The sequence below is a fragment of the Mycoavidus sp. B2-EB genome, assembly GCF_014218255.1.
Lineage (GTDB): Bacteria > Pseudomonadota > Gammaproteobacteria > Burkholderiales > Burkholderiaceae > Mycoavidus.
This window is the reverse complement of the sequence record NZ_AP021872.1, coordinates 1,344,559-1,358,024: the sequence shown is the minus strand read 5'-3', so window position 1 is coordinate 1,358,024 and position 13,466 is coordinate 1,344,559. Positions and strand designations below refer to the sequence as shown.

The 13,466-nt window shown below is 46.6% G+C and carries 11 protein-coding genes and 1 tRNA gene; 9 read left to right on the top strand and 3 right to left on the bottom strand.

The annotated features are described in order from the left end of the window. The first annotated feature begins 8 nt into the window (after positions 1 to 8). From MPB2EB_RS05940 to rffA, 4 genes are all read left to right on the top strand, one after another. Complete coding sequence (locus tag MPB2EB_RS05940) at positions 9 to 401, top strand: MerR family transcriptional regulator (protein WP_185181435.1); 393 nt, start codon at positions 9 to 11, stop codon at positions 399 to 401. A 74-nt stretch (positions 402 to 475) separates the two neighbouring features. Next, positions 476 to 552 (top strand) — tRNA-Pro (locus MPB2EB_RS05935). A 435-nt stretch (positions 553 to 987) separates the two neighbouring features. Beyond that, entirely contained in the window at positions 988 to 1,734 is a 747-nt protein-coding gene (rffC, locus tag MPB2EB_RS05930; protein WP_185181434.1) for a dTDP-4-amino-4,6-dideoxy-D-galactose acyltransferase, read from the top strand. Between the two features lie 4 nt (positions 1,735 to 1,738). After that, positions 1,739 to 2,869, top strand: a complete 1,131-nt coding sequence (gene rffA / locus MPB2EB_RS05925; protein ID WP_185181433.1) for a dTDP-4-amino-4,6-dideoxygalactose transaminase — start codon at positions 1,739 to 1,741, stop codon at positions 2,867 to 2,869. On the opposite strand, the gene MPB2EB_RS05920 is transcribed toward rffA, so the two are convergent. Then, a complete protein-coding gene (locus tag MPB2EB_RS05920; RefSeq protein ID WP_185181432.1) occupies positions 2,857 to 3,984 on the bottom strand; it encodes a glycosyltransferase in 1,128 nt (375 codons plus the stop codon). The two genes, rffA and MPB2EB_RS05920, sit on opposite strands and share 13 nt — an antisense overlap. Before the next feature lie 174 nt (positions 3,985 to 4,158). Here MPB2EB_RS05920 and MPB2EB_RS05915 point away from each other — a divergent pair, with 174 nt between their 5' ends. Beyond that, positions 4,159 to 6,270, top strand: coding sequence for a hypothetical protein (locus tag MPB2EB_RS05915; protein WP_185181431.1), 2,112 nt, complete (start codon positions 4,159 to 4,161; stop codon positions 6,268 to 6,270). Positions 6,271 to 6,318: 48 nt separating this feature from the next. Here the strand turns inward: MPB2EB_RS05915 and wecC are convergent, their stop codons facing one another. Then, a complete protein-coding gene (gene wecC / locus MPB2EB_RS05910; protein WP_185181430.1) occupies positions 6,319 to 7,611 on the bottom strand; it encodes a UDP-N-acetyl-D-mannosamine dehydrogenase in 1,293 nt (430 codons plus the stop codon). A gap of 72 nt (positions 7,612 to 7,683) precedes the next feature. After that, a complete protein-coding gene (gene wecB / locus MPB2EB_RS05905) occupies positions 7,684 to 8,814 on the bottom strand; it encodes a non-hydrolyzing UDP-N-acetylglucosamine 2-epimerase (protein ID WP_185181429.1) in 1,131 nt (376 codons plus the stop codon). A gap of 242 nt (positions 8,815 to 9,056) precedes the next feature. Between wecB and wzxE the strand changes: the two genes are divergently transcribed. Genes wzxE through wecG form a run of 4 tightly spaced genes read left to right on the top strand, consistent with a single transcriptional unit; the run spans position 9,057 to position 13,464 of the window. Further along, on the top strand, positions 9,057 to 10,313 hold the full coding sequence (gene wzxE, locus MPB2EB_RS05900) for a lipid III flippase WzxE (protein WP_185181428.1): 1,257 nt from the start codon (positions 9,057 to 9,059) through the stop codon (positions 10,311 to 10,313). Beyond that, the gene (locus MPB2EB_RS05895) at positions 10,314 to 11,405 is read left to right on the top strand and encodes a TDP-N-acetylfucosamine:lipid II N-acetylfucosaminyltransferase (protein WP_185181427.1); all 1,092 of its coding nucleotides are present in this window, start codon (positions 10,314 to 10,316) and stop codon (positions 11,403 to 11,405) included. Then, a complete protein-coding gene (gene wzyE / locus MPB2EB_RS05890) occupies positions 11,402 to 12,730 on the top strand; it encodes an ECA oligosaccharide polymerase (RefSeq protein ID WP_185181426.1) in 1,329 nt (442 codons plus the stop codon). Before MPB2EB_RS05895 ends, wzyE begins: the two co-directional genes overlap by 4 nt. Beyond that, positions 12,730 to 13,464 (top strand): lipopolysaccharide N-acetylmannosaminouronosyltransferase, encoded by a 735-nt coding sequence (gene wecG / locus MPB2EB_RS05885; protein WP_185181425.1) that lies wholly within the window; start codon positions 12,730 to 12,732, stop codon positions 13,462 to 13,464. The genes wzyE and wecG overlap by 1 nt, the downstream gene beginning before the upstream one ends. Positions 13,465 to 13,466 lie beyond the last annotated feature (2 nt).

The following is a 13,466-nucleotide window of genomic DNA, read 5'->3' as shown; positions in this document are numbered from 1 at the left end:
CGGTTGAGGTGAGTTCAGTGGTGCAGCAAAAAGTAACATTGCTTCCGATTCCTGCAAAACGCTACTTTACGATTGGCGAAGTGAGTCAACTCTGTGCTGTAAAGCCGCATGTATTGCGTTATTGGGAGCAAGAATTCACTCAGCTTAGGCCGGTTAAGCGGCGTGGCAACCGGCGCTACTATCAGCATCATGAAGTCCTCTTGATTCGCCGCATTCGGGAGCTACTCTATGAACAAGGTTTCACGATTAATGGCGCGCGCAATCGCTTGGATAGCCATCAAATGTGCGTTGAGGGTAACCCATTGACGAGCGAGTTTGAATCTCCACCGCAAACTCATGCGCTGGATCTTAGTCAGTTACGTGCTGAGATTGAGCAAGTGATTAAAATTTTGCAAAAATAATCCGTTAAAACAACTTTGTTTTATTCGAGAAACACCAACCCACATTTTTGCTCTGTTATAATTCTTGCCTTCTTCGGGGCGTAGCGCAGCCTGGTAGCGTACATGCATGGGGTGCATGTGGTCGGAGGTTCAAATCCTCTCGCCCCGACCAATAAAATCAATGGCTTACAGATTCGCGTCTGTAAGCCATTGTTGTTTTCCGGCTTACGTTATCGTCTGGTTATCGGAATGTCGCCAACTTCTGGGGGGCAGTTCAAGAGGAGGTAACTCCAATACGAGTTTGCTCCTAGTTCTCAAACAATTAACTACAAACTTCAATACGCCCCAGATGGCGCTCAACGCCCTCGAAACCCTATCGCTAAGTCAGGAGGAAAAGCTTAAAGAACTCCCGAATCCCAGGCTATTCATCCTAAATGAACAGCAGTCATATCTCTTTAGGAATAAGTAGAAAGAAAGGAAGGGAAGGGAAGATTTTGCGCTAGAATGAAATTTCTCAAAATTAGAGAAAGCGCTTGAAAATAGGTAGCTTATCACTGGCGCTAGTAGAGAGCGCAGGTAAAAGAATTCCAATAAGGGGGCCGCTGTAGTGCAATTGAACCATATCATTCAACAGCAATACACAGATGCGCAATGCGAAGAGCATACGCTGAGCGTCAAACTTGAGCCGCTTGCATGGGAAAGTGAATTTTTCGCTCGCAATTGCGCCAGGCTGGTTTTTGATAATAAAGGCGCTCCGCCAGCGCAAATAGCGTTCACAGACTTTGATATAGTACAGAGCAAGATTCCAGCCAATCGGCTGGAGTTAGTCGATCAGCTCACTCCTCTTGGTTTCCAATTTGTCGAAGGTGAGGCTGATTTCATATTACCGATTGATACATTGGCCGATAAGCCACTTTATCGTGTTGCCTCGGAACAGGATATCCCCGCTGTACGCGCTATCGTAAAAGGGCTATTTTCTTTTAGTCGTTTCCGCATGCCTTGGTACACTAACCAGGAGCGCGATCGCTTCTACGAAGTTTGGGCGGAAAACGCGGTACACGGTCTTTTCGATGATGTGAGCCTTGTGATTGAAGACAAAATCGGAATTCATGGGTTTATTACTTTGCGTAAATTGGCGCACGATGTAGCGCGTATTGGCCTGCTAGCAGTCCGCCATGAGCGGGCTGGCTGCGGTTCAGGTAAATCATTAATCCAGTCTGCACAGCACTGGTGTGCGGGACTTAATATTAAGCAATTGTGCGTGGCAACCCAGACAAGCCATCTTAGGGCAATGAATCTTTATATTGCGAGTGGCGCTAAATTGGCTGGAATTTCCTATTGGCTCTATAAGTAAAATTATGATTCCATTTAACACCCCAGCTGTGGTCGGCACTGAATTAGCCTATATCCAATCTGCGTTGGCTAGCAATGTGCTGAGCGGCGATGGCAACTTTACGCAACGCTGTCAGGACTGGTTCGAACAGTATACGGGTAGCCATAAAGTGCTGCTTACGCCTTCTTGTACAGCAGCCCTGGAAATGGCGGCTATTTTGCTCGATATCCAGCCAGGCGACGAAGTGGTGATGCCCAGTTACACCTTTGTGTCTACGGCTAATGCTTTCGTGTTGCGCGGAGCCAAGATCGTTTTTGTTGACGTGCGCCCTGACACCATGAATATAGATGAGACTCAAATTGAAGCTGCATTAACCAGCAAGACGCGAGCTATTGTTCTAGTTCATTATGCCGGTGTTGCATGTGAGATGGATATCATTATGGCGCTGGCTGAGAAATATCAACTATGGGTCGTAGAAGATGCGGCACAAGGGGTAGCCGCGAGTTATAAAGGCCGTGCGCTTGGTAGTATCGGCCACATTGGTTGTTATAGCTTCCACGAAACCAAGAATATTACTGCCGGTGGTGAAGGGGGGGCTATTCTGATTAACCACGCTGAACACGTAGAACGCGCGGAAATTATTCGTCAGAAAGGGACGAATCGGAATCAATTTTTGCGTGGCCAGACGGATAAATATACATGGCGAGACATTGGCTCTAGCTATCTGATGTCCGAATTGCAGGCCGCTTATCTGTGGGCGCAACTGGAGGCAGTAGAGCAGATCAACAGGCGCCGCCTTGAATTATGGCAGGGCTATTTTCAGGCTTTTCAGTTTTTGGCGGAGCAAGAGCGCTTTGCACTGCCGGCTATTTTGGCAGACTGCGACTATAACGCGCATATCTTTTATCTCAAACTGCGTAATATCGAGGAGCGCAATGCTTTTATTAGCACGTTGCGCCATGCTGGTGTAATGGCTGTTTTTCACTATGTTCCGTTGCATACTTCTCCCGCAGGGCAGAAGTTTGGCATCTTTCACGGTGATGACAGATATACCACTCAAGATAGCGAGCGTTTGGTGCGGCTACCCTTATTTTATAATATGACAGATGCTACCCAGCGCGTTGTGATAGACGCTGTGATGAGCTACTCCGCCTGAATTTTCGCCTGGCATGCGTTATTTCGCCAAAAAAGTAACCAGCGGGGTACCTTAAATCGCACGATACAAGTATAAAGCCAGATATAGGCTGCAATAAATACTGCGACAAAACAAACCAGCAATGGGGTATGCCGCCAAAAAAGTGTCGCAGGAATCACTGCAATCAAATATAACAACCATAGATAAGGTGCGGTGAGTGCATTACACCGCGTAAACGTGCGCACACTGTGCACGCTAGCGGTTGGGCGTATAAGCCGTTTATAAATCAACGTATGTAAATGCCTGGCATCTGCTGTGATGATTGAAGTGTGGTGTAAGAAACGCCTGCGGTAAATTGAGAAAAGAACCTCAAAAGTTGGGTAAAGCAGCATCAAGACGGGATACCAAGCGGAAACTTCAGGGTGCTGCATGACCAGCAAGATAGATAATTCACCTAACATGAAGCCAATAAAATAAGCTCCACCATCACCTAAAAAGATCTGCCCTGTCGGAAAATTCCAGACAAAAAAACCGAAAATGGCTCCCATCATGATCAGTGCTGCCGAGAGTATGGTGGTGTCGGACACTTGGTAAGCAACATAGGCAAGTGATGCGGACATCATAAACGTGATCATTGAAGCTAAGCCATGAATGCCGTCGATAGAGTTAATCGCATTGGCCAATCCTGCTATGACAAGTAAGGTGAAGCAGCAGCCGATGGCAGGATAAGCAATCATTGCGTCAAGCAGTACAAGGCCGGTGCGTGTTACATGGAGGCCAAGCAAAAGGTAGGCCAATAAGGCAGCAGCCAGTGTACAGAGAAGACGGGCCAATGGAGTTACACGTTTAGTTAAATCTTCAGCAAGTCCTGATAAGAAAGCGGGCAGCCCGCAGGCAACGATCGAGAGTATGCCAAGAGCAAGATTTGGATCATTGAAATAAAGCTGGCTGGTCGCTACCACCAAGCTGACAAAGATGCCAATGCCACCGATACGGGGCACGGATTGCTGATGAATTTTTTGGGCTCCGGATGATGGAGCTTGATCAGCGGATAAATGCTCATGCAAATGCCTATAGCGCACAAGTAGTAGAATGACCAAAGTGGAGACAATAAAACTGAGTATGAAATTAAGCATAAGTTAGTTTTTTTATAAGATGACGCGTTTAACGTAATACTTCTTATTTACTTAGACTTAATGGTGCCGAAGTCTTATTGGTCTTATCCATCACAGCCATCTATATATAGAGGAAGATTGATAAAAAATCAAATTTCCAAATAGGATGAGTTTCGAAGGGGGATAGAATTTCTTATGACGCGCCGTTATTTTTTAAGTACAGCTCTAGGTATGGCGGCCGGTGGTTTGGCTTTGGCACCTTTAAAATTAAATGTCTCAAAAAATACAATCAGGCAAGTTGGGACAGTTGCTGACTTGATCGAGTTGGCTCTTACGCAACCCGTTAACGGTACAGTTGTAATTACACTAGGCTATTACAGTCCCGGCGATGGAGGAGGTCTGCTCGTTTATTGGGATGCTGCTTCAGAACGTATGAGCAACGGCGGCACGGTTATCGGTGCTGAGGGCAATGCTAAAGGACGTTGGATCCAATTGCATGAAGGTGTCGTGGATTTTAGGCAATTTGGGATTTTCGATGCACAGGTCAATGCCGATGATGCGCTAGAGACCATGGTGAATGATCCTTCGATTCATTGTATCGAAGCGCATACTCCACTCAATTTTGTGCGCCGCCATCATTTTTATCGCAGTAATCTCACGCTGGATTTTGGAGGACAGACGGTCACTACGGTTGGTATTGAGCCCGTTGTTGCGGGGCAAATTAACGCATTGGCGGCTGTGTTGTTTTTTGGCGGTAAGCCTCTTGCTAATACAATGACTGTTACATTGGATAGAGTATTGCCGGAACAGACGGATATTTTTCCGGTAACAGATTCAAGTCAGTTTTCTGTTGGGCAGTGGTATCAGCTTGAGTCGGACGCACGGGGTGGGCGTTTAGAAAAAGAGCTGCAAAAATTAGTACAAGTGACACAAATTGTCGATGCGAAGCAGGTTAGGGTCAATTATAAAAATGGCTGGGCCTTACCTATTGGACGGCAGCTCCGTTGGTCTCAGGTCAGTATTGTGGAACAAGTGCATATTAGCAATATGCGCTTTATCGGACACGGCACGGCTCCAAATACAAGTTCTCACCCGATTGCGTTTGAATATGCAGTGTCTTGCAATATATCTGAAGTTCATGCGGAATCAACTTTCTGGAGCGTTGTCATCAGGCGTTGGTGTACGAACTTTCGCACTGAACGGTGCTCATTAACCAATCCTGTAAACATAAAGTATGGCGGCGCAGGCTATTTAGCTCAGCATATTTATTGCCTCTACGGACATATTTCCGGTTGTAGCTCCGCCAATGCCAGACATCTGAATGATTTTGTTGCGAGTGCATATTGCACAGTGGAAAACTGCTGCAGCAACGGTGATAACGATGGAACTTTTGTGACTCACGGACAATATGAGCATGACCTGGTGTATTCAGGAAATTCGGGAGCGATCTCTTTTGCGAACTCAGGAAAGCAGTGGGGCGCATCAGCTAAACGCATTGCAGTGCGAAGCCATATCTGCACACTTTTTATAGCTAATGAGAAAGTGACTGATCTGACATTGGATGACGTCTATGTGCGCCGGGTAAATGGCCAGCCCACTACGGGTATTATGCGGCTTAATGCTGATGGCCTGCAAATCCGAGGCTGCACGGTCGAGAGTGAATTAACCCTGGTTCAGCACACGGATTTATCCTCTCGGCCGAACACCTTTAATGGGTGTAGTTTTAGATTGGATAGCCGGCACGATTTAACGAGCAGTGCCGAGGACCCTCTCGGGCGGTATTGCCAAACGCATTTGCCGCAAGTCGAAAGAAACTCGATTGATGCCCAGCGCGCGATTTTCTTTAATAACTGTACTTTTGAAGGCAATCAAGCGACGGCTTCTCTTTGGATCGCGGCGCATAAAGTGGCGTTAGATGCGTGCCAGATTAAAAACCTTGCTCTCTGTTTGACTGGCATGGCTGAACAGCACTTCACCTTATCTGGCAATACAACTTTGTTAAATACAACGAAGCAAGGTGTTCTATTATCTCGTACCGGGAACAATCGCCTTATTCATTGGCGCTTAGGGCCTTACCAAAGTATCGTAGCGCATCCTGACGTGATACATATTCAATTGATGAATGGAGTGAATCGCTATCAGGCAACCCAGGTTCATTTTGTGCGGGGCAAAATTTTGCTGGCACCGGCTGCTTTTAATGCGCCGTCATTTTTAGTTGAAACGGGGCGTATCGAAGAAGATAAACCTCATGCAGTTGGCCCCCCATTGGGTGACAGGGTAAGCATTCGGGGAACATTATTTGTCTAAATAACCGCAACTATACTGCGTTATTTTATTTAATAGGTTTTAAAGAGGCTATCTGCTATGCTCATCTTCCAATAAACCGACGACATCGATCAATAATACCGATGGTTTAAACAGCTCAGCCACTGCCTTGAAGGCATCGTGCTTGACTAATAGGGCGACCACGTCGGCTTCTGCTATCGCCTGCTTTAAATTTGCTAAGCGGGCGCTGGCAAGCTCAGCCGGTAATTCGTCAATAAAAGGTTCCACTAAAATAAAGCGTGCCTCTGAAGTTGTGACGAGTTTTCTTGCAATATGAACTGCTGGGCTTTCCCGAAAATCGTCAATATTTGGCTTAAACGCTAATCCTAGAAGAGCAACGACAACGTTTTGGCGGGACGAGCGTTTACCATTTGCAAGACATTGATCAATGGCTGTGTTGACTTTGTTAACAACCCACTCTGGTTTGTAATCATTAATTTCTCTGGCGGTTCGAATGAGTTTTGCCTGCTCAGGGGTTTTATTTACGATAAACCAAGGGTCAACTGCAATGCAATGGCCGCCGACTCCTGGACCCGGCTGTAATACGTTGACACGGGGATGATGATTGGTGAGTTTAATCAATTCCCATACATTAATCTTGAGCTGGTCACAAATCAGTGAAAGCTCATTGGCAAATGCGATATTCACATCACGGAAAGCGTTTTCCGTCAACTTGGCCATTTCTGCTGTGCGCGCATTGGTGGTTAGCAGTTCTCCCGTCACAAAGATACGATATAACATCTGTGCGCGCTGTGCGCAGTTCGCTGTGACGCCGCCGATAATGCGGTCGTTTTGCACCAATTCACGTATCACTTGGCCTGGCAGTACGCGTTCAGGGCAATAGGCAATATTAATATCAGGTGGTTCGTTTTTGTGATGCGAGGTAGGGAACGATAAATCAGCACGAGCTGCTTTGAGCCAGCTGATCATCTGATCAGTCGTTCCGACCGGTGAGGTAGATTCCAGTATCACGAGGTCACCCTGCTTGAGTACCGGGGCAATTGACTCGGCAGCTGCTCGTACATAACTCAGATCAGGGCTATGGTCTTCCTTGCTGGGCGTCGGGACAGCGATAACGAATGCGTCAGCCGCTTCAGGTTGAGCCGATGCTTTCAGGTATCCTTCTTTCACCACGGCGTGTACGATGATGTCAAGTTCTGGTTCAATAATATGAATCTTGCCTTCATTAATCGTATCGATTGTGTATTGATCGATATCGATTCCAGCAACTCGTATTTTTCGGGAGGCGAACATAGCGGCGGTAGGTAAGCCAATATAGCCAAGACCGATGACACATACTTTCTTAAAATGTGAATGTCTCATAGAAGTTTTTGTAAAAGATCCACAAGTCTTTGATCATGTTATTGAAAGGACCCAGTTGAACTGCCTGGTCAATTATATTTGATGGGTCGCGAGTGTTTGCACGATACGCTCAGCTGCCTTGCCGTCTCCGTATAAGCAATGTGTATCAGAGCTCATCTGGCTATATTGAGTGGGGTTGTCAAGCAGCCAGCTGACCTGTTGGCATAAGGTATCGATATCTGTACTGACAAGACGTACAATACCTGCCTCCAATGCTTCCGGGCGCTCAGTGTTTTCTCGCATTAACAGGACTGGCTTGCCGAGCGATGAGGCTTCTTCTTGCACCCCTCCTGAATCTGTCAGGATGAGCGTTGAGCGCATCATCAGGTAGACGAATGGTAAGTAATCCAGTGGCTCAATCAGGTGAATATTACGGATGCCTTTGAGGAAATGTTGGACAGGCTCTTGTACATTCGGATTGAGATGAACCGGATAAACGAAATCAACCTCTGGATAGCGTTTGGAAAGGGCTGCAATTGCTGTACAAATGCGTTTGAAGCCATCGCCGAAATTCTCTCTGCGATGTCCGGTAATTAAAATCAATTGCCGTGAGTGATTTAACTGTGGAAATTGTCTGGCAAGGCTAGCTGCCAGTCTAGGGTTCGTGGCGATTTTTTGTTTGACTTCCAAGAGCGCGTCAATCACGGTATTTCCTGTCACCACAATACGATCAGCGGCGATATTTTCTCTCAAAAGATTCTCGCGTGATTGCGCTGTTGGGGCAAAATGTAAACATGCGAGGGCGCCTGTTAATCTACGGTTTGCCTCTTCTGGCCAGGGTGAATACAAATTACCGGTGCGTAAACCTGCCTCAACATGTCCTACTGGAATTTTCAAGTAATAAGAAGCGAGCGAGGCGGCAAAGGTGGTTGCAGTATCGCCATGGACCAGAACAAAATCGGGTTGGTATTCCATTAGCACATGTTTAAAGTTTTCAAGAATGTTGGCTGTGATGGAAAAGAGATTCTGCCCGGGTTGCATAATATTTAGATCGAAATCGGGCTTGATCTTGAAAAGATCCAGTACTTGATCAAGCATCTGGCGATGTTGCGCGGTCACACATACTTTGGCCTCAAATTGTGTGCGCTTGCTAAGAGCGCGTACAACAGGCGCCATTTTGATGGCTTCCGGACGTGTGCCAAAAACAGTTAATATTTTTTTCATTGATCGCCTGCTTTTGATTTGGAATTGACCCATGCAGAGACAGATTTAACGAATGACGCTGTCTAAGCGCCGAATTTTCCCCCCCACCTGATTCTACGCTAGAATAACATCTCTTAAATCGGGGTGGGAAGTCTAAAGCAAATAGGTAGTAGTCCTATTGGTCACATTTATAAAGAGTACAGTATAGAAAATACTAATAGAGAGGCAGGCGGGATGCAATTCAAAATTAAATTACGTCACTCATGCCATCTCTAGCGCGAGCATGGGTTTGGTCTGCAGCCTCTATATTGATCAAATTGGGTGCAGGGCTGCTGTTGATCAAATGGTTAGCGCTCGCTTTTGGTCCAGAGGGGATGGGCCGGGCCGGAAACTTTATGGCGCTTATCACCGTGTTGAGCGTGTTATCTGGTGCGGGTATTTACAACGGGGTGATCAAATACGTTGCTGAATTTCAGTTTGATGTAGTTCGCCTGCATCGTCTGTTCAGCACCTCTATGGTTATCGTGCTGGGGTCTTCAACCTTGCTGGCGCTGGTGTTGATATGCGCGGCCGCTCCTCTTAGCCGATTACTGTTTGGCGATGAAGGTTTGCAGGATGTGTTGCGTGCAACAGCTTGCATTCAATTCGGGATTGCTTTTGCCAACTTTTTTTTGGCTATTCTTAAAGGTTGGCGTGATGCAGCGGGCACTGCGCTGTCGGTCATCGGCGGCAGCTTGCTCGGCCTGTGTGCATATTGGGCAGCTTTCCATTTCGGCGGCTATGCTGGGGCTTTGATAGGGTTGGTCTTGATGCCGGCGCTATTAGCATTACCGGCAGGGGTCGTATTGTTTAAGCGTGGTATTGTATCGCTGAGTCGGTTAAGGCTAACTTGGGATAAAAAACTGGCTCACGGTCTTTTCAAGTTTACCGCAATGGCGGTCACGACTTCCGTTACGCTGCCGATTGCTTATTTCATAATAAGAAAATTGCTGGCCGCTCATTATGGCTGGGAGGAGGTTGGCATTTGGCAGGGGATGAATAAGATATCGGATGCTTATCTACAATTGATCACGGCCCCTTTTACCGTGTATTTGCTGCCCACCCTATCCAGGCAAAAAAAACGAGCAGATTTGGCCCATGAGATTGGTCGCGCCCAACGCTTCTTGTTACCCCTGGCGCTGGCCATGAGTTTAAGTATATGGTTGCTGCGCGATATGGTCATCGCTTTGCTGTTTTCAGCGGACTTTAGGCCAATGCGTAACCTTTTTGCTTGGCAACTCAGTGGCGATATATTCAAGGTCGGCGCTTATCTGTTTGGCTATTTGATTATTGCTAAAGCCTCGCTACGATTTTATGTATTAGCAGAATTTACTCAGTTTAGTTTAATTATACTTTTTTCGTACTGGTTAATTCCAATGAGTGGCGCATTGGGAACTGTGCAGGCTTATGCGGCGACGTATAGTGTTTACTTTGCTGTGTGTGCGTGCGTATTTCTCATCTACTGTAAAAGGGGGGAGTGAGTGTCTGTAATCCATATCCTGGGCTCCGAGATTGAGCATCACAATCGAACAGTGTTGAATTTTTTCAATCAGATTTTAGCGCCAAAGCTATTGCAATCTCAAATGCCATTACGTTTTTGGGTGGTTGCCCGAGAGCCGACAAGTTTGGGCGATTACTCCGCTTTGCAGGTGAAGGTATTGCCGGATAGACGCACATTGGCGAAAGCCGTAGCGGCGTTAGCGAAAGAATGCCGTGCCCAACATTTCTTTTTTCATGGACAGTTTAATCCAGGCATTTGGCTTCTGCTCTTGACTGGCCGCATTCGCCCCGCACAAGCGAGCTGGCATATTTGGGGCGCAGATCTTTATGAGGATGCGACAGGCTTTCGATCTAAGCTGTTTTATTTGTTGAGACGGCGCGTACAAGGATGTTTTGCGCACGTGTTTGCCACGCGTGGAGATCTTGCTTATTATCAACAACGCTATCCACGGGTTCCTACGAGTTTGCTTTATTTTCCAACCCGCATGCCAGAGGTGAAAAATCTTCCTCGACCCCGGAAACCGGACACAAAGCTGTTCACGATTTTGCTCGGTAATTCCGGTGCCCGTTCTAATCGTCATATTGAAGCACTACACACGATTCATAAACAATTTGGCAAGCAGGTGCGTATCTTGGTGCCTTTGGGTTATCCGCTAGGCAACCCGCTATATATCAATGAGATCCGTGTAGAAGCTGAAAAACTATTTGCGCCGGGACAGGTAGAACTCTTAAATAGAATGATCGATTTTAACGAATACCAAAAGCTTTTAGAACAATGTGATCTGGGTTATTTTCTTTTTCAGCGGCAGCAGGGGGTGGGGACTCTATGCTTGCTGATCCAGCACGGTATTCCATTTGTCATTAGCCGACAAAATCCTTTCCAACAAGATCTTTTTGAGCAACGCATACCCGTATTATTTTATGGCGATGATTTGAGCCGAGAGATGGTGCGTGAAACCCAGCACCGCCTGGCTCAATTAGACCAGACCCAGATTGCTTTTTTTAGTCCCAATTACATCACAGGCTGGCAACGTGCTTTGGCAATTACGGATGGAAAGAAAGATTCTCTATGACATTAACTCATTGCATGATGCTTTTAATGCTCTGGTTAGCAGCCGGTTCATTTATTTTTGCGCTGGTCTGGCGTGAATTCCGGTTAGCTGGATTTAACTTGAATCTATGTTTCTCGCTGGCTTATCTATCCACTTTTTATCTTGGCTTTCCGTTATCCGGTTGGCTAGTGCTGTATTTTGGATTGCCTATCTCGCCGCCGAATTATTTAGCTTATGCACTGTTGCTGCCAGCCTGTTTCTATGCGATCTATTATGTAGTTTATAAAGCGAAACTCCCCCCCTTTTGGCGCGGGGCGCCACTGCCGGCAATGAAGCGTAAAGAGACCCATTTGTTGTGGGTGATTTTGATGCTGATTGCGGTCGCGGCATTGCTCATTTTTATTCTAAATAATGGCTTTCTATTTTTTAGCCCGCGTAGTTATGGTCAAAGGCTCTTTTCTAAAGACCTTGTTTTACTGCCCCTTAAGCGTCTTTTCTATTTTTTTATACCCGCCATGCTGGTGCTTTATTTTCTCCGGCCAAGCTTTAAATCCTGGGTGGTATTTCTTGCTATGACCATGAGCTTTGGAGTCCTGACTTATTTTGCTGTGGGTGGTACACGCGCTAATATCGCCTTGTCGTTCGCATTGTTTTTATTTATTGGCATCGCCAACCATCATATTCGCTTGAGAACGCTGCTGCTTACTGGAGGGGTAGCAATAGGTGTGATGACGTGGCTGGCGCTGCAGCGTTACGGGTTGAAGGTTCAGGGCGCGGAGCGGATAGAGACACTGCTTTACTTGACCCGTGATACTTTTTCGCCTTGGGAAAGTTTGGCATTATTGCTAGAAAAGTATCATCAAATCGATTTCCAGGGATTAGCGCCGATTATTCGCGATTTCTATGTCTATATTCCGCAGTGGTTATGGCCTGAGCGTCCGAATCTGGTTCTTAATACGGCTAATTACTTTACTTGGCAGGTGCGGGAATACTTTGCTGTAGCAATTTCACCAACCCTAATTGGCTCGCTTCTCATTATGGGAGGAGCGTGGTCCTTTGTGTTTGGAGCGATGGTGGTTGGCCTGATTATAAAATGGCTTGATGGTTTATACACTGCAGCCAGGCACGCACAGAATCGTTATACGGGTGCCACCATGCAGGCGTTTTGTTTTGGTCTGTTATTTCACCTTGTTGTGTTAGCGAGAGAGGGGTTAGATTCCTTTGTTTCGCGTCTAGGATTTTATTGCTTGATATTTGGCTTATGTCTGTTATTGGCCAAATTATTGTACCGTCTATATATGGCTATGGCTGGTCTGCGCCGGCGAGAAGAAATTGGAGGAGCTTGATGGATTCTATTCCAAAATATAATATCCGCGGCATCGACATTTGGGGATTTCAGAGAACTGTAGAACTTGCCGACTACCTGTTAGCTGATGGAGCATTAAAAACAGGTATGTTAGTGGCGATTAATGCTGAAAAAGTGATTTTAGCGGAACAGGACCGGGCTTTGTGCGAGCTGATCCAGGCCGCCAAATATAAATATGCGGATGGGGTCAGCATCGTTCGTTCGATTAAGAGAAAGTATTCTGACGCCTCATATCTACAACGCATTGCTGGAATCGATTTGTGGCTGGCGTTGATGAGGCGCGCTGGCGCGCGAGGGATACCGGTATTTCTCGTGGGCGGTGAGGCCGGAGTATTGGCCAAAGTAGAGCGGAAACTTATGACTGATTGGGGCGTCAAGATTGTGGGTAGCCATAATGGCTATTTTAAAGATGAAGAGCGTTCAACCCTGTTTCAGTTGATTCAAAAGAGTGGTGCAGCGTTGGTCACAGTTGCTTTGGGTTCGCCCAAACAAGAAATTTTTATGAGGCACTGCCAAAAGGTTTATCCAAAGGCACTCTATATGGGGGTGGGGGGCACGTTCGATGTCTTTAGCGGTAAGGTTAAACGGGCACCAAAAGCATGGCAACATTTAGGCCTGGAGTGGCTTTACCGAATTCTGGCCCAGCCGACACGCCTGCGGCGTGTGGCGAGATTATTTAAGTATGCCTGTTATCATTATAGTGGCCGGCTTTGAGT